This window comes from Pseudomonas sp. PF05 (assembly GCF_056521845.1).
In genome coordinates this window covers 998,676-1,023,543 of record NZ_JBWLPW010000001.1, presented here as the reverse complement: position 1 = coordinate 1,023,543, position 24,868 = coordinate 998,676, and the positions used below count along the sequence as shown (strand labels likewise).

Here is a 24,868-nt window from a genome sequence, read left to right as displayed (position 1 = left end):
TCGGTTTTTCGTATCGCTCAGGCCATATCGCTATCGAGCGTCTCTCTGGCACTCGCCGCCAAGCCTTCATAGATCGACTCCGAGCTGATTTGCAGGGTGCCGCTCTCGATGGCCTGGCGCAGGGCCGCGACTTTTTCCATATCGACATCCGACGCACTTTGAACATCGGCAATGGCACTGATACTGGAGACCTGCACGCCGTCATCGAGCGGCGCGTCCAGCGTCTGGAGCTCGGTTCGTTGCGAGCTGGTGCCGGGCACTTTGCTGTCGGTCGGCGCAAGGGTATTGGTCAGGTTAGCGCTTATGATTTTCACGTTAGAGGCTTCGTTGGCTGTTGTTGGGTCACTATCGGCAATCGAGAAGGCAAACTTTGACCGGTGATCGGGATTTGGCAAACATTTTAATAACGCAGTAACAACTCACTCTGGCCAACAACCTGCGCATTGAGCAGCTTGCCGTCGCTGCTCAGTACCCTGACGCTGCTACCCAGTCGGCCATTGTCCAGTGCCTTGCCATTACGCCGGATAGTGAACCCGGCGCCTTTGGCTTGCAGCACCACACGTTGATTGCGCTCCACCAGCCAGCGCGGGCGAAAATTGTTCAGTGCCAGGGCGGCACCGCGGTTGAAGCTGCGACTGGCCTGAAGGCCAATGATCTGCTCTGGCATAAGCACGCTACCTTTGGGCAAGCGCTCCAGCGCGCCACGCCGGATTTCCAGCATATTGGCCTTGACGACATCACCCACCGCGATCCTTTGCCGGCTGACCACATAATCGCCGACCGCACTCACACTGACCTGAAGATAGCCGGTTACGCCTTCGTTTCCTTCACAACCCACGGCAACCGCCACGCGACCCAACACGCTTTGCTCAGGATGCACCAGATACGGCAAAGGTCTTTCGCACGCCGATATCCGTGCGGCCGGCTGCCCGATGTCGATCTGCACCTGCTGGCTGCGAGGCGGCAGGCGCGGCTCAATCAAGTGACGCACCTGCTCTTGCAGCTCACTCGGTTGAGCCATGGCGATGCCGTTCTGTAGCAGTGCAATCAAAACCCATTGGCGCAGGCAGACGTGGCTGAGCAGCGCACGAGGCCGGAAAAACCCTGTCATCAAGCCAACCCTCAAGGTAGCGAGTGGAGAATTTTAGGCTCCCTGGCGACAAGGCAAGGCCTGAATTGGTCGTCAAATAGCGGCCTGTTTCAGCCTTTGCATCGACGACCTTGGGACTAACCTGCGAGCCGTTCAATTATTTGAAGCACAGGTTCGCCGACATGATCGACAAGCTCGACAACGAGCTGCGCTTCCAGCAGAACGCAATGAGTTTGCGCGCTGAGCGCCAGCAGGTATTGGCCAACAACATTGCCAACGCCGACACCCCCAACTTCCGGGCGCGAGATTTTGATTTCAGTACCGAGTTGGCCAACTCGCTGCAAAAGGGTCGCGCCAATGAGCGTGGCATGACGCTGACGACCACCTCGGACCGCCACCTGCATGCAGCCTGCAACAGCCTCTCGAGCCGCACCCTGCTCTATCGCGTGCCTGACCAGCCAAGCCTTGACGGCAACACCGTGGACATGGACCGCGAGCGTGCGCAGTTCACCGATAACGCCGTCAGGTACCAGGCAAGCCTGACATTTCTGAGCAGCCGGTTGCAGGCACTCAAGACAGCCATGCAATCCGAATAAAGCGGGGAAAACACTATGTCGATGTTCAGCATTTTCGATATCGCCGGTTCCGCGCTCAGCGCCCAGTCCCAGCGCATGAACGTAACGGCCAGCAACCTGGCCAACGCCGACACCACCAGCGGCCCCGACAACGAGGCCTATCGCGCCCGCCAGGTGGTCTTCGAATCGCAATACCAGGCCGGCAACCGCATTGGTGGCGTACGGGTGAGCCAGGTGGTCGAAGACGGCTCCCCCATGCGCCAGGAGTACCGTCCCGGCGACCCACTGGCCAACGATGAGGGCTACGTGACCATGCCCAACGTCGAGCCCGTGGGCGAAATGGTCAACATGATCTCCGCTTCGCGCTCCTACCAGGCCAACGTCGAAGTCATGTCTACCAGCAAGGAAATGATGCTGAAAACTTTGACTCTAGGTGAGGCGTAAACCATGGCTAGCACGATTTCCAGTTCTGTCCTCTCGACCATGAACAGCAGCAGTACGACCGCTGAAAGCACGGCTTCGGCCTCGGATGAATTGCAAGATCAGTTTCTGACGCTGCTGACGACTGAATTGCAGAACCAGGATCCGACCGACCCGATGGACAACAGCGAAATGGTCACCCAGCTGGCACAGATCAGCACCATCAGCAGCATCGAGGAGGTGACCACCACGCTGGAGGGCATCTCCAGCCAGATCAGCGCCAGCGAGACCCTGCAAGCCTCGGCGTTGGTGGGCAACGGCGTGTTGATCGACGGCAACACCATCCAGGTCGCCAGTGGCGTCGCCACCACCTTCGGCGTGACCCTGGACAGTGACGCCGACAGCGTCACTGTCACCATCAAAGACAGCAGCGGCACGGTGGTTCGTACCCTGGATGAAGGCGACATGAGCGCCGGCACCCAAGCCATGACCTGGGACGGGTTACAGGACGACGGCACGACCGCAGCCGACGGGGCCTACACCTTCTCCATCAGCGCTACTGCCGACGACACCGCCGTGACCACCACCGCGCTGAAATACGCCCTGGTGACAGGCGTGACCACCGACAGCAGCAACGAAGTGGCGCTCGATCTGGGTGGCGTCAATGAAAACGTCGCGCTGAGCGACATCAGCCTGGTGCTTTGATCAATTTGCCTCACTCATAACCGGCCATTGTCCGCAGTTGCCAAGACTGGTCAGTCATCGTTCGCATTTCAGGAGAAATACCATGGCTTTTTCCCAAGCGCTTAGTGGTCTGACGGCTGCTTCCACTGACCTCAACGTCGTCAGCAACAACATTTCAAACTCCCAGACCGTCGGTTTCAAAAGCTCCACGACTCAGTTCGCCGACGTCTATTCCGGCGCCGATGTCGGCCTGGGGACCTCGGTTTCAGGTGTGGTCCAGAACTTCGCCTCCGGTAGCCTGACAACCACCGATAACGAGCTGGATCTGGCGATCAACGGTGAGGGATTCCTCACCTTCACCGACGGCACGCAAACCGTGTACTCACGCAACGGTCAATTGACCCTGACCGCCGATGGCTACCTGGAAAACGCCGCCGGCGATCAATTGCTGGGCGTCAACGGCGTCATTCAGATCCCGACGGCCGGCATGCAGGCCAGCGCCAGTACCGAAGTGGACGCCGAACTGAACCTGGACGCCAGTGAAGACATCATCACCGACACCTTCGACCTGACCGACTCGTCGACCTACTCCTATTCAACGAGTACGACCCTCTACGATTCCCTGGGCGTCAGCCACACCAGCACGCTTTACTTCAGCAAAACCGCCGAGAACACCTGGGAAGTCCATACCGCAATCGACGGCAACCTGCTGACCGAGACACAAACCGTGGAGTTCAGCTCCAGCGGCCTGATCACCAGCGGCGAAACCGGCACCTACACCTATGACCCGGACAATGGCGCCGCGGCCATGACCATCGCGCTGGACCTGACCGGCACGACGCAGTTCGGCAACGATTCCGAAGTGTCCGACATCTCTCAAAACGGCTACACCTCCGGCAGCCTGGTGAGCTTTACCATCGATGACACCGGCATGGTCGTTGCCACCTACTCCAACGACCAGACCCAAGACATCGACCAGATTCAACTGGCCACGTTCAGCAATGAAAACGGCTTGCAGTCCAACGGCGACAATACCTGGCTTGCCACCGCCGAATCCGGCCAGGCTTTGCTGGGCGTTGCCAGCAGCGGCTCCCTGGGTTCGATCCTCAGTGGTGCGACCGAGGACTCCAACGTCGACCTGACCGCAGAGCTGGTGAACCTGATCATCGCCCAGCGCAACTTCCAGGCCAATGCCAAGTCGGTCACGGCACAAAGCGAAGTGCTCCAGCAAGCCGTGAACATCGGGTCCTGACGCATGGATCGCATGCTCTTCACGGCCATGAGCGGGGCCAATCAGGCCCTCGAACAGCAAGCCGTCGTGGCCAACAACCTGGCCAATATCGTGACGCCGGGCTTTCGCTCTCAGTTGGTCGAAATGCAGTCCTCGCCTGTCGCAGGCGAGGGTTTGCCCACACGCGTCTCCGTCGTTGCAAACGGGTTGGGCGTCGATTGGACCGAAGGGCCAATCACCCATACCGACAGGGCGTTGGATGTCGCGCTCGGTGAAAACGGCATGCTGGCGGTGCAAACCGCCGACGGCAAAGAGGCCTACACGCGCCGAGGTGACTTGCAGGTCGATGGCACCGGTGCCATGACCGTGGGTGGCCGCCCGGTCATCGGTGACGGTGGTCCGATCACCGTGCCGCTGGGCAGCGAAATCACCCTGGGCAGCGATGGCACGATCAGTGTTCGTGAGCTCGGCATGGAGCCCCGGGGCTTGAGTCCAGTGGGTCGACTGAAGTTGGTATCGGCCTTGCCCGGCACCCTGCAGGCCGGTACCGACGGTCTGTTCCGAGCGTTGCCGGATGCCAGCGGCGCCGTGCAACCACTGCCAGCCGACGAAACCATGCACGTGACTCCCGGCGCGCTGGAAGGCAGCAATGTCAGCCCTACCAGCGCCATGGTCGCCATGATCGACAACTCGCGACGCTACGAAATGCAGATGAAAGCCATCAGTACTGCCGACGAAAACGCCAAGACCGCCAATAGCCTGCTTTCCCTGCAGGGCTGACCTCACGGTTGAATGACTAAGGAACCGATCGATGATCAGATCACTGTGGACGGCCAAAACCGGCCTGGAAGCCCAGCAGGGGCAAATGGACGTGATTGCCAACAACCTGGCCAACGTCAGCACCAATGGCTTCAAGCGGTCACGAGCGGTATTTGAAGACCTGGTGTACCAGAACGTACGCCAACCAGGTGCACAAAGCAGTACCGACACCCGGTTGCCTTCCGGTTTGCAGGTAGGTACCGGGGTGCGTGAAGTCGCCACCGAACGCCTGCATACCCAAGGCAATCTCGAAGAGACCAGCAACTCCAAAGACCTGGCCATCAATGGCTTGGGTTTTTTCCAGGTCGACATGCCGGATGGAACCACCGCCTACACCCGTGACGGCAGCTTCCAGCTCGACTCGAACGGCGAAATGGTCACGTCCAACGGCTACAAGCTCTCGGCGGGGGTCACCATTCCGGCCAACGCCACAGCCATCTCGATCAGTACTGACGGGATCGTCTCGGTGACCCAACCCAGCAGTTCCACCTCGACCCAGGTCGGGCAACTGAATCTGGCGCTGTTCATCAACCCGGCAGGCTTACAGAGCATCGGCCAGAACCTGTATCTGGAGACAGACGCCTCGGGGTCCCCGACCGAAACCACACCCGGGCTCAATGGCGGTGGAACCCTGTCCCAGGGTTACGTCGAGACCTCCAACGTCAACGTCGTGGAGGAAATGGTAGGCATGATCCAGACCCAGCGCGCCTACGAAATCAACAGTAAGGCCGTCGAGAGTTCGGACGAGATGCTACAGCGTCTGACTCAACTCTGACCGCCATGTTCGAGACACAGAAAATGGCGCATAAGCCCTTATCGGGATGGCCTCTATCGATGGTACTGGCCGCTTTGTTGGCAACCGCAGGTTGCGAACAATTGCCCCGCAAGCCCGTCGTACCGGACGAGCAAATGCAGGTACCAGAGGCGCCCGCCCGGCTGGCCAACGGTTCGATCTACCAGGGCAGCCGCGGGCCGCAACCCTTGTTCGAGGACCGGCGTCCGCGGATGATCGGCGACACGCTGACCATCGAACTGGAAGAACAAGTCAGCGCCAGCAAGACCTCCTCATCCAATGCCAACCGCGCCGGTTCCATGGGCTTGAGCCTGGCGACCACCTCCAGCCGCGCCTCCCAGGTCGGCGATTTCGGGCTCGACGCCTCGACAACCCACGACTTCAGCGGTGGCGGCGGCTCCCAGGCCAACAACTCCTTCACTGGCACGATTTCCGTGACGGTCATGCAGGTGATGCCCAATGGCAACTTGCGGGTGCGGGGCGACAAACAGATTGCAATCAACCAGGGCACCGAATTCATCCGGTTCTCCGGCGTGGTCAATCCCCGGACCATTACCGGAGAAAACACGGTGTCGTCGACCCAGGTTTCCCAGGCCCGGATCGAATACGTCGGTGATGGCTACATCAACGAAGCGCAGCGTATGGGCTGGCTCCATCGCGTCCTCCTTAACATCTCTCCATTTTGAGTACGGGAACCATGGCTGACACTGTATTCATTCAATCACTGCTGCGCGCCGCCCGATCTGGATGCCGAATCCTGCGCATCCTATTGTGTGCCGGCGCGTTGCTGGCAGGCGGCACGGTACAGGCCGAGCAGATTCGCGACATCGCCGATTTTGCCGGGATACGGCCCAATAGCCTGGTGGGCTATGGCCTGGTGGTGGGCCTGGACGGCAGCGGCGACCAGACCACCCAGAGCCCGTTCACCGAACAAGGCCTGACCAACATGCTGTCGCAGCTGGGCGTCACCTTGCCGGCGGATGCCAACATGCAGATGCGCAACATCGCCGCGGTGATCGTCACCGCCAACCTGCCAGCACTGTCTCGCCCAGGACTGCAGATTGACGTGGTTGTGTCTTCGATCGGTAATGCCCGCAGCTTGCGCGGCGGCACCTTGCTGATGACCCCCATGAAGGGCGCTGACGGCGAGGTTTATGCCGTGGCACAAGGCAACCTGCTGGTCGGCGGTGCGGGCGCCTCGGCCAACGGCAGCAGCGTGCAAGTCAATCAACTGGCTGGAGGACGCATCAGCCGGGGCGCCATTGTCGAGCGTGCGGTTCCACTGCACCTGAGTACCGACAATGGCTTGCTCAACCTCAACCTGCATGAGCCAGACTCCGCCACCGCCCAGCGTTTGGTCTATGCCATCAACACCGAGTTGCGCAACACCGTGGCGTCGGCCATGGACGGCGGCATGATCCAGATCCAGGGACCGCGCTCACCCAATGAGCGGGTTAACTTCATGGCGCGCATCGAAAGCATCGAGGTATTGCCGGCCCCGATGCGCCCCAAGGTGATTCTCGATTCGCGCACCGGCTCGGTGGTGCTCAACAGCTCGGTGAAGCTCTACCGCGCAGCAGTCGCTCACGGCAACCTCTCGGTGATCATCGACACCACCAATACCGTCAGCCAACCCGGTGCCTTCAGTGGCGGGCAGACCGCCGTGACGTCTAAAAGCGATATCTCCATCGAGTCCCAGGGAGGCTCGCTGCATTTGCTCGAAGGCACGGCGAACTTGATGGACGTGGTCAAGGGCTTGAACGCCTTGGGGGCCACCCCGCAAGACCTGATGGTCATCCTGCAAGCCCTCAAGGCAGCCGGTTCCCTGCGGGCAGAGCTGGAGATCATCTGATGAGCATGATGGGCAGCACCGACGGATTTGCCCTTGATGTCCAGGGCCTGGAGCAACTCAAACGGCGTTCGCAGCAGGACCCGGGGGCAAGCCTGAAAGAGGCCAGCAAGCAGTTTGAAGCTTTATTCCTGCAGATGATGCTCAAGAGCATGCGGGCGGCGATTCCAAAATCGGAGATGTCCAGCGACTCGCAAACCGAGCTGTACACTGAGATGCTCGACCAGCAATGGGCCCAGAGCTTGTCGGGAAAGGGCATCGGCCTGGCCGAGCAATTGACTCGACAACTGGGTGGCCACTTCACAAAGCCCAGTGACGTCAGCGCCGACGTTGAGAGCGAGGCAGCCCTGTTCTTCGACGTGCCATCGGCGCGCAGCACCGCAGCGGCCTCGCCCTTTGCGAATGCGGCCCAGACCCAGGCGTTCGAAGCGTGGAAGCGCCGTGAAGTCAGCGGAACGGACAACGAACGTCCCGAGCATGTGCAGGCGTTCGTTTCACGGCTGAACGAGTCGGCGCAAAAAGCCGCGAACAGCAGTGGCGTGCCGGCCGAACTGATCCTTGCCCAGGCCGCGCTGGAAACCGATTGGGGACGCCGCCAGATCACCACCGCCCATGGCGCCGACAGCCACAACCTGTTCGGGATCAAGGCCGGCAGCCAGTGGCAAGGCCCGACCGCGCAGGTCATGACCACTGAATACGCCGCGGGCGAGGCGCAAAAGCAGGTCGAGAGCTTCCGCGTCTACTCATCTTATGAGGCCGCCTTCAACGATTACGCCCGTTTGATCAGCACCCGCCCCGGCTATGCCGCCGTACGCAATGCCACGGATGCGCCCCAGGCCGCCCTCGCCTTGCAACAAGGCGGCTACGCCACCGACCCGCAGTACGCGCAAAAGCTGATCTCGGTAATGGCGACTATCGGTCCGCTACGCCCCAGCGTACCGCCCGTGGCACACCGGCAACAGTGATTGAACACGCAGCGCCGACGGCCCGGATCGTCAGTCATTGCGCCGCTCACGGGAACATCGCCGAAAAGTTTTTGAAAAGAATCGAGCTCACCGGTCAAGTTGCACTTTCACGGGGCCGATAGTGCGCAATACGTAGCTTAGGAGCTTCTCAATGAGCATTATTTCCATTGGCGTCAGCGGCCTTAGCGCCGCACAGATTGCCCTCAGTACCAGTAGCAACAACACCACCAACGCTTATACCGAAGGCTATACCCTGCAGGTCGCCACTTTCTCCGAGTCCACTTCGGGCAGTGGCGTGCAAATCTCCAGTGTCGACCGCCAGTACAACCAGTTCGTCACCACCCAGCTCAATAGTTCGATCAGCGCTGAAAGCGCGCTCTCGACCTACCAGACCGAAGTCGATCAGATCGACAGTCTGTTGGCCGATGGCGATGCCAGCCTCGATACCCTGCTGCAAAGCTTCTTCTCGGCCATCCAGACGCTGACCTCGGACGCCAGCGACACCGCAGCACGAGAAGAAGTCATCGGTGCAGCTGAAACACTGGCGTCCCAGTTCACCCAATTGGGCAGTTACCTGGACGACATGGCGGACGATGTGAACAGCCAGATCGACGACCAAGTCACACAGATCAATGACCTCACCGAGCAGATCGCCGACCTCAACAAAAAAATCGGCCTTGCCGACGCCCTGGGCACCACCTCCAACGACCTGCTCGATCAACGGGACCTGCTGGTCAGCCAGCTCAGTGAGTTGGTGGACGTCGATATCACCACTCAGGACAACGGCAGTTACAGCGTATCGCTGAGCAACGGCCTGGCGCTGGTCGCCGGTAATGACAGTTTCGAACTGCAAACCAGCGTTTCGGCCAGCGACCCGACCCAAACAGTGGTCGCCTACGTGGACGCCGCCGGCAATACCACGGTGCTGGATGACGCAACGTTCGAAGGGGGTTCCCTGGGCGGGCTGATGGATTTTCGCGACACCACGCTGACCGACACGCAAAACCAGTTGGGGCTGCTGGCAGTCTCGTTGACACAAGCCTTCAACACCTTGCAGCAAGCCGGTATCGACCTCAATGGCGACACCGGCACAGCGCTGTTTTCGGTCGACGATCCGAGCATCTACGGCAATACCAGCAATACCGGTGACGCCACTCTGACCGCGACCTTCACCGATGATGTGAGTGCGTTGAGTGCCAGCGACTACACCGTCAGCTATTCCGACACCGACGGCTACACCGTGACCCGTAACGACACTGGCGCCAGCGTCGACGCCACCTACGACAGCAGTTCCGGCACCCTGGCGTTCGCCGGCATGAGCGTGACCATCAGTGGCACCGCCGATAACGGCGACAGTTTCCTGGTGCTGCCCACACGCACCGCCGCCAGCAGTTTCAGCACCCTGATCAGCGATGGGAGCCTGCTTGCGGCTGGCACCTCGACCGGCAGCAGCGATAACACCAACGCCCTGGCGATGCTGGATTTGCAAACAGACAACATTGTGGGCGGCACCTCTACCCTCAGCCAAACCTACTCGGCACTGGTCAGTGACGTGGGCAGCACCGCCAGCAAAGTCGCGGGCCAACTGGAAACCCAATCGAGCCTGACCGAGCAATTGACGACGCTGCAGCAATCGGAATCGGGGGTCAACCTTGATGAAGAGGCGGCCAACCTTATTGTCTATCAACAGTATTACCAGGCGTGTGCGAAGGTCGTCGAGGTGGGCACCAGCCTCCTCGATACCATTCTGGACATCAGCTGATAACGTCTGAAAGGAGCGTCACGCCATGCGTCTGAGCAGTGCGACAATTTACAACCAAAGCTTGAATTCCATGCTCGCCCAGGAAAGCGCCTACCAGGACGCCGCCCAGCAAGTGGCCAGCGGCACGCGAGTGGAAACCCCTTCCGACGACTCCCTGGCCGCCGCCCAGGCCGTCAACGTCCGCCAGGCGATCGCGGCCAACGAGCAATACGCCGACTCACGTAGTGCCATCACGACCTCGCTGTCCCAGGAAGAAAGTACGCTCGATAGCATCAACGATGCCATCAGCAGTGCCATGGCCCTGGTCGTCCAGGCCAACAACGGCACCTTGAGCGATGCCGACCGCGAATCACTCGCCACCTCATTGCAAGGCGTCTACGACACGCTGGTGACCTTGGCCAATGCCACGGACAGCAACGGCAACTACCTGTTTTCCGGCTATCAGAGCCAGAGCCCGGCCTTCGCCGAAAATGCCGATGGCGAGCTGGTCTACCAGGGCGATGACAACGTTGTCACGCAACAGGTCAGCTCCACCCAGACCATGACCAGCGGCGACAACGGCGCGTCGATTTTCCTGTCGGTCAGCAGCTCCGCAGGTTTTATTGCCGAAGCCGGCGACAACACCGGCAGCGTGACCTTCGACGGCCCCGACATCACTGACACCGAGGACGCCGCCTACGGTACGGGCTTTACCGTGACTTTCAGCACAGCCGCCGACGGCACAGCTCAATACAGCATCGATGGCGCAGACCCGGTTGCGTATACCTCCGGCGACACCCTTGAAGTCAACGGGCTCTCCCTGACCCTCAGTGGGACCCCGGCCGACGGCGACACCATCACTGTCAGCGCCGCGGCCGATGCCGACCCGGACCTGTTCGCAACCTTGAAAAACCTGATCACAGCGTTGCAGACGCCGGTGGAGACCGAAGCGGATCAAGCCAGCCTGAACAACACCCTGTCCACGGTCAGTCGCGAACTGAGCAATGCCCAGGACAATGTCCTGACCGTACTGACCTCAGTGGGTTCACGGTTGAATCAGTTGGAAGTGCTCGACACCATCGGTGATGACCTGGCGCTCAGCTACACCGAACGCCTGTCCGGTCTGGTGGATGCCGACTACACCGAATCCGTCACCGAGTACACCTCGCTGCAAGTCGCGCTGCAGGCTGCCCAGCAGACCTTCGTCAGTATTCAGAAAATGTCGTTGTTCGAGTACATCTGAAACCGCACAATCGCCACGAACAACCTGTGGGAACAAGCCTTGCCCGCGAAGAGTGCGCCGCGGTTTTCAGGTATTGCGCGTCATTGTTTTTCGCAGGCAAGCCAGGCTCCCGCAGGGTTGCCCGGGTGGGTTTATGGCCGCGCCATGTGTTCGATCAGGTACTGCATGAATTGCAGCGTGTTGGTCATCAGCCTGGCGAGAAACTGCCCCAGATCGCCCATCACCACCATCAGCAACACCAACCCCACGCACAATGTCGCCGGGAAGCCCACGGAAAACACCGTCAATTGCGGCGAGACGCGGTTCAGAATGCCCATGGCCAGGTTGATGATCAGCAACGTGCCGACCATAGGCAGCGCCAACAAAAGTCCGGTGAGGAAAATCGTGCTGCCATAGCGAGCGAGCAGGTTCCAGGCATTGGGGTCGAAGTGCAGGTTACCGATCGGCAAACTCTTGAAGGTTGCCGCCAGCAACTCGAGCACCATCAGATGCCCCTCCAGCGCCAGAAACATCAGGATCGTGATCATGCTCAGAAAGCGAGACAGTACCAGGCTGTTGGTACTGGTATCGGCGGAAAAGAACGTGGCGAAGGCCAGTCCCATCTGCATGCCGCAAATATCGCCCGCCATCTCGACCACCGCCAGCGTGACGCGCATGACCATGCCCAGGGACATCCCGATCAACACCTGCTCCACAATCACCCCCAAACCGGCCCATGAAAACAGGGCGACATCCGGCATGGGCGGCAGATTGGGCGCGAGCAGGAAAGCCAGGAGCATCGCCAGGCCGACCTTGACCTGGCTCGAAACGTTTTTATGACCCAGGATCGGGTCGCTCATCAGGAATGCCAACACCCGACAGAACGGCCAGAAGAAGCTGCTCACCCAGAGTTGCAACTGCGCAGAACTGACCTCGATCACCGACGTCAGCCGATCAGCGTAGGCAAACTGCTAAACAGCGCGCGGGTATAGTCGACCAACATTTCCATGATCAGCGGACCCGCCAGCACCAGCACCACGCACACCCCGATAATTTTTGGGATGAACGACAGCGTGGATTCGTTGATCTGCGTCGCGGCCTGGAAAAGGCTCACCAGCAAACCGATAAACAGGGTCACGAACAACACGGGGCCCGCCACGACCATACTCATGCGCATCCCTTTGTAAGCCAGGTCCATGACCATTTCCGGTGTCATTGTCCACGTCCTCCAAGCCACATCATCAGGTGAAAAAACTTTGCGCCAGTGAGCCGAGCAGCAACTGCCAGCCATCGACCAGCACAAACAGCATCAGCTTGAACGGCAGCGAAATCGTCGACGGCGGCACCATCATCATGCCCAGCGCCATGAGCACGCTGGCGACCACCAGATCAATGATCAAGAACGGAATGAAGATCGTGAAACCGGCCTGGAACGCCGTCTTCAGTTCGCTGGTGACAAAGGACGGCAGCAACACCCGCATCGGCACGTCTTCAGGGCCTTGCAAGTCTTCGATCTGAGCCAGGCGCGCAAACAGCGCGAGATCGCCCTGGCGCGTCTGGGCCAGCATGAACGTGCGAAACGGCTGACTCGCCTGGTCGAGAAACTGTTCAACCGTGATCTCGTCCTTGGAAAAGGGCAGCCAGGCTTTTTCATAGGCCTGATCGAGGGTCGGGGACATGACGAAAAACGTCAGGAATAACGACAGCCCCAGCAACACCTGGTTCGGTGGCGCCGATGTGGTGCCAATGGCGGTACGCAGCAAACCCAGGACGATGATAATGCGGGTAAAGCCGGTCATCATCAGCAGCACTGCCGGCAGGAACGCCATGGCACTGAGCAGCAACAGGGTTTGCAGGCTCAGTGACCATTGCTGACCGCCAGCCTGCCCGGTGAAAGCGGCCAACTCCTGAAGCGCCGGTTCAGCCTGGGCATTGGCCATCAGCGAAACCAGCAACAAGGCCGACAGCGCCGCCCGTTTCAAGCCCCGCGCAAAAGCAACCGACCTGCTCATGACGGACTCCCCGGCTGATCGTCGCTGCGCGGGCTACTGCGCCGCAGCGCAGCGGCCAGGCGCTCGGCAAAACCATCGCCGGTCGCGGTGGCGCCCTCGGCGTCGGCTGGCGGCGCATCCATCTGCGATAACGCACTGACCTGTTGCGCAGTCACCCCCAGCACCAGCCACTTGCCCTGAACTTCGACGATCACCACTTTCTCACGCTGCCCCAGGCTTGTGCTGCTGACCACGCGCATCACGTTACCGGGCTTCAAGGTGCGCACTCCGACACGACGGGCGAGCCAGCCGCAGAGCAAGACGCAGGCGACCACCAGCCCCAGCGCCAACGCGGTCTTGCCGAGTAATGCCAGGTTCATCAGGCTGTCCGAGGGGACGCCAAGGGGCACCGGGGGTGTCTGGTTGAACTGACTCATCGGTTGAGCTTTTGTACGCGTTCGGAAGGGGTGATGATCTCCGTGATCCGGATGCCGTACTTCTCATCCACGACCACCACTTCCCCCTGGGCAATCAGGTAGCTGTTGATCAAGATGTCCATGGGTTCACCCGCCAGGCCGTCGAGGGCCAGCACCGAACCCTGGGCCAGCTCGAGCAACTGCTTGATGGTGATCCGCGTGCGGCCAAGCTCGACGCTCAACTTGACCGGAATGTCCATGATCATCTCCAGCTCCCGCGCGGCGGCCACGGGTGGTGGAACCGGCAGTGGCTTGAAGACGCTGGTGCCGACGCCTGCGGCAGCCTGTTCAGCGGTTTCCTGCGCCTCGCCCTGTTCGGCAAGGGCCGTGGCCCAAGGGTCATCGGTCTGGGGCTCGGCGCCCTGCTCGGCCATGGCGCTGGCCCAGTCATCGACCTCCTGTGGCTCGATTTGGCTTGAATCAGTCATGGTCAGACTCCTTGGCGGTGGACACATGGCCCTTGATGAACTTGCTGGTTGAAGTGGAAGAGGCAAGGCCCAGGGAGTGATCGACCAACTCCTTCACGAGCAAGGCACGCACGCCGTTCTGGCTACCGAATTCGCACTTCATGACAGGCACCCCGTCGACACGAGCGCTGACAATGTCAGGCAGTTCGATAGGCAGGACGTCACCGACTTTCAGCGCCATGACTTGCCCGACCCGCGCATCCATCTCGACAAAGTCGGCGATCAGCTCGATCTCTGAATGGGTAATTTCGCCAGCCATGCGCTTGTTCCATTGCCGCTCCTCTTCGGGATTGACATCGGTCAGAGGGCCGTTAAGCAGCTGACGCATCGGTTCGATCATCAGGTAGGGGATCACGATGTTGAAATCACTGGAGAGGTTGCCGACCTCCAAATGAAACGTGGCATTGACTACGATTTCATTCGGTGAACTGGTGATGTTGGCGAACTTGGCCTGCATCTCCGAACGCAGGTATTCGATTTCCAGGGGATAGACAGACTTCCACGCGTCTTTGTAGGCGTCCACCGTCAAGCCCAGTAAACGCCGGATGATGCGCTGCTCGGTGTGGGTGAATTCCCGGCCTTCGGACTTGGTCAAGAAACGGCCATCTCCACCGAACAGGTTGTCCACGACCATGAACACCACACTGGGCGGAAATACCACCAACGCGGTACCGCGCAGCGGCTTCATCGCCAACAGATTGATGTTGGTGGGCATCGGCATGTGCAGGGAAAAGTCGCTGTAGCTTTGGTAGCGCACGCTGGTGACGGTGATATCGATGCTGCGCCTGATCAGGTTGAACAGGCTCATGCGCAAGTAGCGGGCGAAACGCTCGTTGATGATATCCAGAGCGTGTAAGCGCTCATGGATCACCCGATGCTGAGTCGCCGGATCGTATGGACGAACATCGGCATCCTTGAGCGTAGCGGCATCATCCGGGGCGTCGTCGTCGACACCGCCGCGAATCAACATGTCGATCTCGTCCTGGGAGAGCAAATCGTCTATAGCCATGGGTCACTGCACAATAAAGTCGGTGTACAGAACATTGAGCACCGAGAGCTCCGACGGCTGTGCCGTCGAGGAGTGCTTGAGCATTTCGAGTATGTTGGCAACGAGGCGCTCCTTGCCCTGCGGATTGGCCAGTTGCGTACTGTCCTGCCCACTCAACAGTGTCAAAAGCTGGCTGCGAATCTGCGGCATGTACTGCTGCAGGAATACCTGCGTCGCTTCATTTCCCACCTCTAGCACGAACCCCACATACAGCAGGCTTTGCTCATTGCGCTCGTTCTGAAGATTGACCGTCATCGGCGCAATCGTGACCAGCCGCGGCGCCTGGGGCTTGTTCTCCACGGCTGCAACTTTCGCCGTCTCGTCGACAGCGGTCCTGTTGTGGCTCATAAAGACATACATGCCGCCGGAGCTGGCTGCAGCGGCGACCATCGCCAGCAACAGAATCAAGAGCCAGGGGGTTTTGCGGGTGGTGGTCATCGGTTGGAACCCTGGAAAGAAGGAGAACGGTGGGCAGGGCTCAAGTATGACCAACCACCCGGTCTCCCCATGGGGCAATAAGACCAGGGTAACGGCGGTATCTTGCTGTTTTGATTTGCTATTCAGACGTACAAGTCGACGCCCGAACTGCGCACAACGATGCTTTGTACCGCCGCGTCATCTTCGCTCGGCGCCAAGGCGAGACTGTTCACGCCACTGCGGCTGCCTTGGGCGTCGTGCCGAGCCTGATCGCCTGACGCCTGACGCGAGGACTCATCGCTGACCGAAGCCTGGCCCAATGAAATGCCTTGGGAAGCCAGGGCTTCTCGCAGCTGCGGCAATGCCTGCTCTACCGCGGTACGCACCGAGGCATGCGCCGACTGGAACTGCGCTTGAGTGTTGCCATCACTGAGGTTGAGACTAATGGACAGCGGACCAAGCCCGGCCGGGTTCAACTTCAGGTCGACCTGTTGCTCGCCGCGCGTGATCATGTCGATCACCTGTTGCCCCAAGCCGTCCTGCCAGTCGGTTGTGCCAATGGCGGCAGAGAGCGTCAGGCCATTGGCCACGACTTTGTCGGCACTGCTCAAGCCGACACTGTTCAAGGCCGGCAATACCAAGTTGAAAGCGCCTGGTACATCGCCACTGACAGTGCCTTCGACCTGACCGGAGACCGGCATATTATCGCTCTGCTTTCGTACGTCTTGCAGCGCATCGGCAACCGCACCGCCCAATGCCGGCACAGCCCCCTGCACCTCCATCCGCACGGACGTATCCACAGGGGCCTCTGACTCGCTGTTCTCAAGCACAGGATTCGACGTCGGCAGGTTTGTGTTGGGGCTGACCAACGTGTCGGGGTCCGCCGACACAACTTCCTGGCTGGCGACAGCGAGTGCCACGACCGGTTGAGGCCCCATGGGCGCCACGACCAACAAAGCCGGATCAAGCTGGCCGGCACTTTGAATCAGATCCATGCGCTGACGAATATCCTCCAGCTTGCTGTCATGGGCATCCGTACCGTCCATGGCATCCTGTTCAACGTTTTCACCCAGGTCTCCTGCCGTGGCGTAGATATCCAGATCGGGATCGTCGTCCGTGGGTAGGGCGTCCTGCTCTGCCCGGGCGGCCGCCACTTGCTGGCCCGGTTGAACAGCAGGAGACGGCAAGCGCGTCGGTTCCGGTTGCTGGACGGGCTCGAGAACGGCCTCCTGCGCCACCGCACCCGGCAACATCGTTGACAGCTCAGTCTCTTGGACCGCAGCAGCGTCATGGCTCGCGGGCGCCAACGCCTGGTTGATCGTCGAAGACGTGGGAGTCGGCGCAGGGGGCTCGGTGGCCGGCACCGTCGTTCCCGCCAGAGCCCTGCTGTCATCGGTCGAAACCGTCGACCCGGTCGGATCATTGCTCGCCGCAGCCTCGCCCAGCTGGCTCAGTACCGATGCAAATGACTCGGCAGCCCTGCCCTGGGGCGAGCTTGATGCATCAGCTTGAGGCAAGGCCGCCGACGATGAGGCGAACGAAGCGATGATATCCATGGTGTCCTCTAGAAACGGTTGTCGATGGAGGTCAGGAAACGGTCGAGACGCTGATGCATCTGGCTGGCCATCTCATCGGTTTGCCGTTGCTCGACACGCCCGGCCAGCAGCCGTTCCTGCTGCGCCCGACGACTGACCAATGCTTCAAAGGCATTGACCTTGTGCCACTGCGCCATCCAGGTCAGTTGATGCTGGGCCACCTGTTTTCGGTGACGCTCCAGGCTCTTTTGTGCCCGATCGACGGCCTCTTCCAGCGAATGCAGAAAGCCACGGTAATTCGTCAGGGCCGAGGGGCTCATGCCCTCCTTGAGCAGTTCGCGTTGCAAGTTCTGCCGGTACTCCTGCTGATACTCATCCAGTGTGCGCAACTGATTGATCACCTGCTGCTCGGCCTGGCGACTCTGCGCCAATGCACGCGCCGCCACATCCCGCGCCTTGGCGGACAGTTCGATAAGCAGGTCGAGGGACTGATTAACCATCATTGATTACTCGCCAGGAAGGATCATTTACCAGGGAACAAGAGGTTGAGCCCGGATACGGTCTCTTCCAGGCTTGCACGGTCATTGATGCGTTGTTGCAGGAATCGCTCGATGTGCGGATACATGCCAACGGCGCGATCGAGCTGGGCATCGTGCCCTGGCGCATAGGCGCCGACGCTGATCAAGTCGCGATTGCGCTGGTAGCGTGAGAGCATTTGCTTGAGCTGTTGTGCCTTGCGCTGCTGCGACTCACTGGCGATGGCTGTCATCGCCCGGCTGATCGACGCTTCGATATCGATGGCCGGGTAATGCCCGCATTCGGCCAGGTGACGAGACAGAACGATGTGCCCATCCAGAATCGCCCGTGCCGCGTCGGCAATCGGATCCTGCTGATCGTCGCCCTCGCTGAGCACCGTATAAAACGCGGTGATTGATCCCCCTCCCAGAGGGCCATTGCCAGTGCGCTCAACGAGTTTCGGCAATTTGGCGAACACCGAGGGTGGATAGCCCTTGGTCGCCGGAGGCTCACCCACGGCCAGGGCGATTTCACGCTGGGCCATGGCATAGCGGGTCAACGAATCCATGATCAACAGGACATCCTTGCCCTGGTCGCGAAAATCCTCGGCCAGGCGCGTCGCATACACCGCCCCCTGCAACCGTTGCAGCGGCGACGTGTCGGCCGGCGCGGCGACGACCACGGAACGGCGCAACCCGTCTTCGCCCAGGATGTTATCGATGAAGTCCTGGACTTCCCTGCCCCGCTCGCCGATCAGACCGACCACGATGACATCGGCCTGGGTGTAGCGCGCCATCATGCCAAGCAATACCGATTTGCCGACGCCGGATCCGGCGAACAGGCCCAGGCGCTGGCCGCGACCGACACACAGCAAGGCATTGATGGCACGAATACCGACATCGATCTGACGGTCGATCGGGGCACGCTTGAGTGGGTTGAGCGGCTGCGTGTGCAGACTGGCGTAATGGGCGCCCAGCAGCGGCCCCCGGCCATCCAGCGGCTGTCCACTGCTGTCCAGCACCCGCCCGAGCAGCGACATGCCCAGCGGAAAATGGCGTGCTCCCGCCTCGCCCTCCAGACAATCCAGCGACGCAAGCACCCGCGCGCCCGGTTGCAACCCCTGGATTTCCTCCAAGGGCATCAGGTACAGGATTTCACCGGCAAAACCGACCACTTGCGCCTCGGCATAAACCGATTGCAGGCAGGCCTGACTTTGCGCGGCCAACTCAATGAGACAGGCGCCCCCCAAGGGCAGGCGCAGCCCCACCGCCTCAAGCACCATGCCGGTGGCGCGGACAATCCGTCCGCTGCGCAGGTAATCGGCGACACGCAATGGCGCCCCTTCAAAAGTATCCAGGACGCCACTCCAGCGTTCGATATGCAGGTTGCCGTGGGTCATGGCTGCTCGCCGAGGATCGCCACCGCATTGTCGAGTGCCCGCTCAGTACTGCGACTCAACATCCCCAGGCGTGACTGGCGCGTGGCATCCAACTCACCGCTGGCGCTGACTACTCGGCAACCGCCGGGCAAAATCGCCGTATCGGCGTGCAAGGCCCACCCGGCAGCGGCAATCTGTTCGCCAAGGCTGCTGTGAACCAATAGCAAGTCATCCGGGTTCAACCACAGGCGCGGTTTTCCGGTCAGCTCGGGGTCGCTATGGAGCATCCTCTGCACAATGGCGATGACCTGCTCCGGCTGCGCGGTCAGGGCCTCCCCGGCCAGTTGTTGCGCGGCATCAAGGGCAATCCGGGTCAACTGGCGAGCAATATGCGCATCCATCTGCTTGAGCGCCTGATCAAAGTTCTGGCACAGCTCAAGCAACGGCTGCAACGTCTGTAGCACCTGTTGTTGCAACTCCAGCGCAGCGGCCTGGCGACCTTCGCTCAGCCCCTGCGCATACCCTTGCTCCATCCCTTGGGCATGCCCGATCTGCTGCGCCTCGCTGACGGTTTTCTCGCGTAGCGCCTGCATTTCCAGCCTGTGCTGAAAAGCTTGCTTGCGCCGCAACTCCCGATGACTCATCTCCGGATCCGGGGCAGGCACCTCATTGCTGCCCAGCGGGTCCATTTGCCAGGTTTGCCAACGCTCGTTGTCCGGCGCGTGCGGGTACTCAGACATAAGCGTCATTCCCGCGCGCAGTCACGATTTCGCCGCTGTCGGACAAGCGTCGGACCACCTGCAGAATGGCCTTCTGCTCGGCCTCGATCTGGGACATGCGGATCGGCCCGCGTGCCTCCATGTCTTCACGGAACAATTGCGCGGCACGTTGCGACATATTGTTGAGGAAGCGTTCGAGCAAGGCCGGCGGCGCGCCTTTGAGAGCAACCGCCAACGAGTTGTTCTCGACCTGCTGAAGCAACAACTGGATGCCGCGATCGTCCACCTCGATGAGGTTCTCGAACAGGAACATCTCGTCGAGGATCTTCTGGGCCAGGTCTTCGTTGTGCAGGCGTACGGTTTCGATGGCCAGTTCTTCGTGCGAGGAACTCATCAGGTTGAGGATTTCCGCCGCCGTTCTTACCCCGCCCATTTTGCTGCGCTTGAGGCTTTGCCCATCGAGCATGACGCCCAGCACTTCCGTCAGTTCCTGCAACGCTACCGGTTGCACACCGCTGAAGGTCGCGATCCGCAAAATAATGTCGTTGCGCAGGCGGTCGGGCAGCAGTTGGAGAATATCGGATGCCTGAGGGCGCTCCAGATGCACGAGGATGGTCGCGATAATCTGTGGATGCTCGTCACGAATCATCTCGGCAACCATCGAGGCTTCCATCAGGTTCAGCTTGTCGATGCCGGAACCGGTGTTGGTGCTCTCCAGGATATCGTCGATCAGGCTGGCCGCACGCTCACTGCCCAGGGCCTTGGTCAATACCGCGCGAATATGGTCGCTGGTCTGGATGTTGATGGCCGCATATTGATCGGTCTCGTCCATGAACTCTTCCAGGACCTGACGCATTTCATCATGGGACACCTGGCTCAGACGTGCCATTTCCATACTGATGGCTTCGACGTCCGAGCTCGGCAGGAACTTGAACACTTCGGCGGCGCTGTCGGCATCGAGCGACAACAGCAAAATTGCACTGCGGCGAGACCCGCTCATCTTGTTAGTCATTTTTTTTCATCCACCCGCGCACGATCATGGCGACCAGTCTTGGGTCTTCGGCAGCGATCTGCTGCAAGCTCTGCATGTTCTGCTCGTACACGGCCGATTTGCGCGGCAGGGTTTGCGGCGCATGGTTCTGATTGGCGACCATGAGACCGGTGCCCATGGTGGTTGGCACGAGGGCGGCCCCCGGCTCAGCCAGGGCCCCTGGGACGCGCCGGTTCATCTCGGCATTGCGCCGCTGCATCGGCCTGAGCACCAGCCACCACAGGGTCAACGCGGCAAAACCGACCAGCAAGTAGCGCAAAGCGCTCATCAACAGGTTGTAGGCCTCGGGGGTTTTCCACCATGCCGGCTCGGTCACCGCCGTATCGGTCTCGACAAATGGGCTGTTGATCACTTGCAAGGCATCGCCCCGACTTTCCGTGAAGCCCATGGCCTGGCGCACCAGGTTGTTGATGTTCTCCAGCTCTTCCTTGCTCAACGGCTCCGGCGTTGGCGTACCGTCCTTGAGCACCGTGCGGTAGTTGACCACCACCGCCGTCGTCAGGCGCTGAATGTTGCCCTGGCCCGATTTGACGTGCTCGACGTTACGGTCGACTTCGTAGTTGATCATGCGCTCGCTTTGCAGCGACTTGCCGCCCTGCGTCTCGGCTGCGTTTGCAGTGCCAGCGGCCGCGGCCGGCGCGGTGCCGGGCGCAGGTGCAGGTGCCGTGGCGCGAGTCGGTGCCGGGGTATTGGGTGGTGTGTTGGTCAGCGCGCCAGGAACACCTCGCCCCGCGCCATCCTCTTCCAACACATGCTCAGAGGTCTGTTTACTGCGCACTGCCGCCTCGTTGGGGTCCTGATTGGGCGCGTAACGTTCAGCGGTGCTTTCGCGGCTGGAAAAGTCGATCTGGGCGACCACTTGGGCGTGAACATTCTGATTGCCCAGCAAGGGGGTGAGGATGTCCTCGATACGGCGCTGGTAGGAACGCTCTACTTCACGCACATAGCTGAGTTGCGACCCATCAAGGCCGCTGTTGTCGCTGTGCGTCTGGGACAACAGGCGACCATTCTGGTCCACCACGGTGACAGCATCCACGTTCAGTTCCGGCACACTGGAGGTAACCAGATGCACAATGGCACTGGTCTGGCTCGGCCCCAACTCGCGGCCGGGCTGCAAGGTCAGCACCACAGACGCCCGCGCCGCCTCTCGATCGCGAACAAAGACCGACTGCTTGGCCATGACCAGATGAACACGCGCCTTCGCCACCGGCCCCAGAGACTCGATGGTCCGTGACAGTTCACCTTCCAGGCCGCGCTGATAATTCAGATGCTCGGCAAACTGGCTGACACCGAACGCCTGCCTGTCCAACAATTCGAAACCGATGCTGCCGCCCTTGGGCAAGCCTTGTTCGGCCAATTGCAGGCGCAATGCGTTCATCTTGTCGCTGGGCACCATGATGGTGTTGCCCCCTTCGCCCAAACGATACGCAATCCCGCGCTTGTCCAGTTCACCGATGATTTGCCCGCCGTCCGCTTCGCTGAGGCTGGAAAAAAGCACGCGATACTCCGGCTCTCGCGCCCACAGCAACAACGCCACGATGGTTGCAATGACCGCCGCGCCCGCCAACAACAGGGGCAGTAACGGCTGACTGCGAAACAGGCTCGACAACGCCGCCAACGGCTTGGCTGGAACACTGACCGGAATGTTCTTAGGCGCGCCCTTGGCCAGAACTGCGGTACTCATGAGCACCTCGATAGCGAGGATAGGGCTGGTACGAAAGACATTGCAGAGTCCGGTAGCAGTAGTAGTCGAACAGCCTCCCGCTGCGGCAACACCCATGGGCGTCGCAGGAATCGGGACGGCTGGCAGAGCTTCATTCTGGCGAAAATGCCGAAAGCTAAAGGCCGGAAAAGCCATCGCTTTTGTCGTCATTTGAACGAATGTACGGGCCTGCGGGCTTGGTAATCTGCTGGCCTAATCGCTACATACGGGTCTTGCGTCATGAATTCGTCCGCCCTTACCAATGCCTTGCAACAACTGACGAGCCTTGCCGAGCAGGCCGAAGGGGCAAGCCCCCGTAACCTCACCAGCGTGTCGAGCAGTGGGTTCGCCGGAGAACTTCAGGCATCGCTACAGCGCATCAATCAACTTCAGCAAACCGCTACCAGCCAATCCAACGCCTTCCAGGCGGGCAGTGCTGCGGTGTCGCTCAGTGATGTGATGGCCGACTCGCAGAAAGCCAGCATTGCCTTCCAGATGGGTGTGCAAGTGCGTAACCGATTGCTCACGGCTTATAAGGACGTGATGAGCATGCAGGTCTGAAAGGCTGTTAGGCAGGGTCGCGGCACGCCGCCCGACACCCTTATTGATGAAACGGTTGAAAAGGTGAGCGAGCCCTAAAGATGGGTTTACCGATTGCCGATGTTGCGTTCAAGCGCCCTCCTTGAGGGCGAACACAACGTCTTGCCCAAACGAGCAAGGTCAGGCACAAACCAGGACAGACACCTATGGCGACGACCACCTCCACCAGCAGCTCCACCGCAACCATCACCTCCCTGGGCGTCGGCTCCGGACTGGATCTGGACAGCATCCTGGAAAGCCTGGAAGAGTCGAAAGAGACTAGCCTGCTGGACCCGATCACCGCCCAGGAAGAATCGGTGACCGCCGAAATATCCGCCTATGGGACACTGACCAGTGCCCTGAGCACCTTGCAAACGGCGGTCGAAGCCCTGGCCGATGAGAGCCTTTACGAGTCCTTGACCACTACGCTGTCGGGCAGCGGAGTGACGGCCGCAACCACCAGCGAAGCCGAGGCCGGTACCTATTCGCTGGAAGTGACACAACTGGCCCAGGCCCAAAGCCTCACCACTGCCGGCATCGCAGACACGACCACGGCCCTGGGCACCGGCACGCTGACCCTGCAAGTCGGGACGCAAGAGGCGGTCTCGATCACCCTCGACAGCAGCAACAACACCCTGCAAGGCATTCGCGATGCAATCAACGCGGCCGATGCCGGCGTCACCGCCTCCATCGTCAATGACGGCAGCGACACCCCCTATCGCCTGGTGCTGACGTCAGACAGCACCGGAACCGAATCTGAAATGACCGTGACCTACACGGGCACGGACAGCACCGATCAAGCATCGAGCCTGTTCGGCTACGACGGCACCACGGGCAACATGACCGAAACGGTCGAAGCGCTGGACGCCGAACTCACGATCAACGGCATCGCCATCAGCAGCCAAAGCAACACCGTCGAAGATGCCTTGCAAGGGGTCACCCTGAGCCTGTCCGCCACCGGTAGCTCTCAAACCCTGACGATTGCTCAGGATACCGATGCGATCCTCGATGCCATTACCGCCTTCGTCGATGCCTATAACGATTACGTCACAACAGTGGACGAGTTGACCTCCTATGACGCGGATACGGATACGGCCGGCGAGCTGCTGGGAGACTCGACCACCCGGCGAATCAGCAGTGAACTGAGCAGCGATCTGTACAGCGCGATTGGCAGCGGGACTTACAGCTACCTGTCACAACTGGGTATTTCCCTGGAAGTCGACGGTACCCTGCTGATTGATGAAGATGCACTGACAAGTGCGCTGGAAGATGACATGGAAGCTGTTTCCCAATTTTTTATCGGCACCGATGACAGCACAGGATTCATTACCCAATTGTCGAGCGACCTGGACAACTACCTGGATGAAGATAACGGTTTGATTGTCGCCAAGACCGACAGCCTGGAATCCAAACTTGAGCAACTTGAAGAGCGCTATGAAGAGAAACAAGCACTCATCGACTCGGAAATGGCTCGCTGGACAGAAGAGTTCACCCAGCTCGACACCTTGATATCGGAACTGAACTCGACTTCCGACTACCTGACCACCCAATTTGACGCACTTAATAGCGATGATTGATGACACTACTGCGGAGCAAATTA

The 24,868-nt window shown here is 60.2% G+C and carries 28 protein-coding genes; 13 read left to right on the top strand and 15 right to left on the bottom strand.

The window, feature by feature from the left end:
* Nucleotides 1-17: 17 nt before the first annotated feature.
* Both AC09SL_RS04580 and flgA read right to left on the bottom strand, forming a co-directional pair.
* Entirely contained in the window at nt 18-314 is a 297-nt protein-coding gene (locus tag AC09SL_RS04580) for a flagellar biosynthesis anti-sigma factor FlgM (protein ID WP_058546263.1), read from the bottom strand.
* An 86-nt stretch (nt 315-400) separates the two neighbouring features.
* Nucleotides 401-1,111: a flagellar basal body P-ring formation chaperone FlgA gene (flgA, locus tag AC09SL_RS04575; protein WP_081264400.1), complete on the bottom strand. Its 711-nt coding sequence runs from the start codon at nt 1,109-1,111 to the stop codon at nt 401-403.
* Between the two features lie 161 nt (nt 1,112-1,272).
* Here flgA and flgB point away from each other — a divergent pair, with 161 nt between their 5' ends.
* The 11 genes from flgB (at nt 1,273) to flgL (ending at nt 11,410) form a co-directional block, all read left to right on the top strand.
* Entirely contained in the window at nt 1,273-1,686 is a 414-nt protein-coding gene (flgB, locus tag AC09SL_RS04570) for a flagellar basal body rod protein FlgB (RefSeq protein WP_058546264.1), read from the top strand.
* 15 nt (nt 1,687-1,701) lie between these two features.
* Nucleotides 1,702-2,109: a flagellar basal body rod protein FlgC gene (gene flgC, locus AC09SL_RS04565; protein WP_058546265.1), complete on the top strand. Its 408-nt coding sequence runs from the start codon at nt 1,702-1,704 to the stop codon at nt 2,107-2,109.
* 3 nt (nt 2,110-2,112) lie between these two features.
* Complete coding sequence (locus tag AC09SL_RS04560) at nt 2,113-2,790, top strand: flagellar hook assembly protein FlgD (protein ID WP_058546266.1); 678 nt, start codon at nt 2,113-2,115, stop codon at nt 2,788-2,790.
* Between the two features lie 82 nt (nt 2,791-2,872).
* Nucleotides 2,873-4,021 carry a flagellar hook protein FlgE gene (gene flgE, locus AC09SL_RS04555; RefSeq protein ID WP_058546267.1) on the top strand — a complete coding sequence of 383 codons (1,149 nt, stop codon included), beginning with the start codon at nt 2,873-2,875 and terminating at the stop codon, nt 4,019-4,021.
* A gap of 3 nt (nt 4,022-4,024) precedes the next feature.
* Nucleotides 4,025-4,780 carry a flagellar basal body rod protein FlgF gene (locus AC09SL_RS04550; protein WP_058546268.1) on the top strand — a complete coding sequence of 252 codons (756 nt, stop codon included), beginning with the start codon at nt 4,025-4,027 and terminating at the stop codon, nt 4,778-4,780.
* A gap of 31 nt (nt 4,781-4,811) precedes the next feature.
* On the top strand, nt 4,812-5,594 hold the full coding sequence (gene flgG / locus AC09SL_RS04545) for a flagellar basal-body rod protein FlgG (protein WP_058546269.1): 783 nt from the start codon (nt 4,812-4,814) through the stop codon (nt 5,592-5,594).
* A 59-nt stretch (nt 5,595-5,653) separates the two neighbouring features.
* Entirely contained in the window at nt 5,654-6,298 is a 645-nt protein-coding gene (locus tag AC09SL_RS04540; RefSeq protein WP_226921098.1) for a flagellar basal body L-ring protein FlgH, read from the top strand.
* An 11-nt stretch (nt 6,299-6,309) separates the two neighbouring features.
* On the top strand, nt 6,310-7,464 hold the full coding sequence (locus AC09SL_RS04535) for a flagellar basal body P-ring protein FlgI (protein WP_058546270.1): 1,155 nt from the start codon (nt 6,310-6,312) through the stop codon (nt 7,462-7,464).
* A gap of 8 nt (nt 7,465-7,472) precedes the next feature.
* Entirely contained in the window at nt 7,473-8,426 is a 954-nt protein-coding gene (gene flgJ / locus AC09SL_RS04530; protein ID WP_175360229.1) for a flagellar assembly peptidoglycan hydrolase FlgJ, read from the top strand.
* A 151-nt stretch (nt 8,427-8,577) separates the two neighbouring features.
* On the top strand, nt 8,578-10,188 hold the full coding sequence (flgK, locus tag AC09SL_RS04525) for a flagellar hook-associated protein FlgK (RefSeq protein WP_058546272.1): 1,611 nt from the start codon (nt 8,578-8,580) through the stop codon (nt 10,186-10,188).
* 25 nt (nt 10,189-10,213) lie between these two features.
* Entirely contained in the window at nt 10,214-11,410 is a 1,197-nt protein-coding gene (gene flgL / locus AC09SL_RS04520) for a flagellar hook-associated protein FlgL (protein WP_058546273.1), read from the top strand.
* A gap of 131 nt (nt 11,411-11,541) precedes the next feature.
* Here flgL and fliR read toward each other — a convergent pair whose 3' ends face one another.
* From fliR to fliF, 13 genes are all read right to left on the bottom strand, one after another.
* The gene (gene fliR / locus AC09SL_RS04515) at nt 11,542-12,330 is read right to left on the bottom strand and encodes a flagellar biosynthetic protein FliR (protein ID WP_058546274.1); all 789 of its coding nucleotides are present in this window, start codon (nt 12,328-12,330) and stop codon (nt 11,542-11,544) included.
* A gap of 5 nt (nt 12,331-12,335) precedes the next feature.
* Nucleotides 12,336-12,605 (bottom strand): flagellar biosynthesis protein FliQ, encoded by a 270-nt coding sequence (gene fliQ, locus AC09SL_RS04510; protein WP_058546275.1) that lies wholly within the window; start codon nt 12,603-12,605, stop codon nt 12,336-12,338.
* A gap of 25 nt (nt 12,606-12,630) precedes the next feature.
* A complete protein-coding gene (fliP, locus tag AC09SL_RS04505) occupies nt 12,631-13,401 on the bottom strand; it encodes a flagellar type III secretion system pore protein FliP (protein WP_058546276.1) in 771 nt (256 codons plus the stop codon).
* Nucleotides 13,398-13,817 (bottom strand): flagellar biosynthetic protein FliO, encoded by a 420-nt coding sequence (gene fliO / locus AC09SL_RS04500; protein ID WP_058546277.1) that lies wholly within the window; start codon nt 13,815-13,817, stop codon nt 13,398-13,400. The genes fliP and fliO overlap by 4 nt, the downstream gene beginning before the upstream one ends.
* Nucleotides 13,814-14,284 carry a flagellar motor switch protein FliN gene (gene fliN / locus AC09SL_RS04495; RefSeq protein ID WP_058546278.1) on the bottom strand — a complete coding sequence of 157 codons (471 nt, stop codon included), beginning with the start codon at nt 14,282-14,284 and terminating at the stop codon, nt 13,814-13,816. Before fliN ends, fliO begins: the two co-directional genes overlap by 4 nt.
* The gene (gene fliM, locus AC09SL_RS04490) at nt 14,277-15,332 is read right to left on the bottom strand and encodes a flagellar motor switch protein FliM (protein WP_058546279.1); all 1,056 of its coding nucleotides are present in this window, start codon (nt 15,330-15,332) and stop codon (nt 14,277-14,279) included. Before fliM ends, fliN begins: the two co-directional genes overlap by 8 nt.
* A gap of 3 nt (nt 15,333-15,335) precedes the next feature.
* Nucleotides 15,336-15,809, bottom strand: a complete 474-nt coding sequence (gene fliL / locus AC09SL_RS04485; protein WP_058546280.1) for a flagellar basal body-associated protein FliL — start codon at nt 15,807-15,809, stop codon at nt 15,336-15,338.
* Between the two features lie 122 nt (nt 15,810-15,931).
* Nucleotides 15,932-17,344, bottom strand: a complete 1,413-nt coding sequence (locus AC09SL_RS04480; protein WP_081264399.1) for a flagellar hook-length control protein FliK — start codon at nt 17,342-17,344, stop codon at nt 15,932-15,934.
* Nucleotides 17,345-17,352: 8 nt separating this feature from the next.
* Entirely contained in the window at nt 17,353-17,826 is a 474-nt protein-coding gene (gene fliJ / locus AC09SL_RS04475; protein WP_064106795.1) for a flagellar export protein FliJ, read from the bottom strand.
* A gap of 20 nt (nt 17,827-17,846) precedes the next feature.
* Nucleotides 17,847-19,223 carry a flagellar protein export ATPase FliI gene (fliI, locus tag AC09SL_RS04470; protein WP_175360227.1) on the bottom strand — a complete coding sequence of 459 codons (1,377 nt, stop codon included), beginning with the start codon at nt 19,221-19,223 and terminating at the stop codon, nt 17,847-17,849.
* 11 nt (nt 19,224-19,234) lie between these two features.
* A complete protein-coding gene (locus AC09SL_RS04465) occupies nt 19,235-19,957 on the bottom strand; it encodes a flagellar assembly protein FliH (protein WP_058546283.1) in 723 nt (240 codons plus the stop codon).
* Complete coding sequence (gene fliG, locus AC09SL_RS04460; protein ID WP_058546284.1) at nt 19,950-20,948, bottom strand: flagellar motor switch protein FliG; 999 nt, start codon at nt 20,946-20,948, stop codon at nt 19,950-19,952. Before fliG ends, AC09SL_RS04465 begins: the two co-directional genes overlap by 8 nt.
* Nucleotides 20,941-22,671: a flagellar basal-body MS-ring/collar protein FliF gene (fliF, locus tag AC09SL_RS04455; protein ID WP_058546285.1), complete on the bottom strand. Its 1,731-nt coding sequence runs from the start codon at nt 22,669-22,671 to the stop codon at nt 20,941-20,943. Before fliF ends, fliG begins: the two co-directional genes overlap by 8 nt.
* Nucleotides 22,672-22,929: 258 nt before the next feature.
* On the opposite strand from fliF, the gene fliE reads away from it, so the two are divergent.
* Nucleotides 22,930-23,250, top strand: coding sequence for a flagellar hook-basal body complex protein FliE (gene fliE / locus AC09SL_RS04450; RefSeq protein ID WP_058546286.1), 321 nt, complete (start codon nt 22,930-22,932; stop codon nt 23,248-23,250).
* A 185-nt stretch (nt 23,251-23,435) separates the two neighbouring features.
* The gene (fliD, locus tag AC09SL_RS04445) at nt 23,436-24,845 is read left to right on the top strand and encodes a flagellar filament capping protein FliD (RefSeq protein ID WP_058546287.1); all 1,410 of its coding nucleotides are present in this window, start codon (nt 23,436-23,438) and stop codon (nt 24,843-24,845) included.
* Nucleotides 24,846-24,868 lie beyond the last annotated feature (23 nt).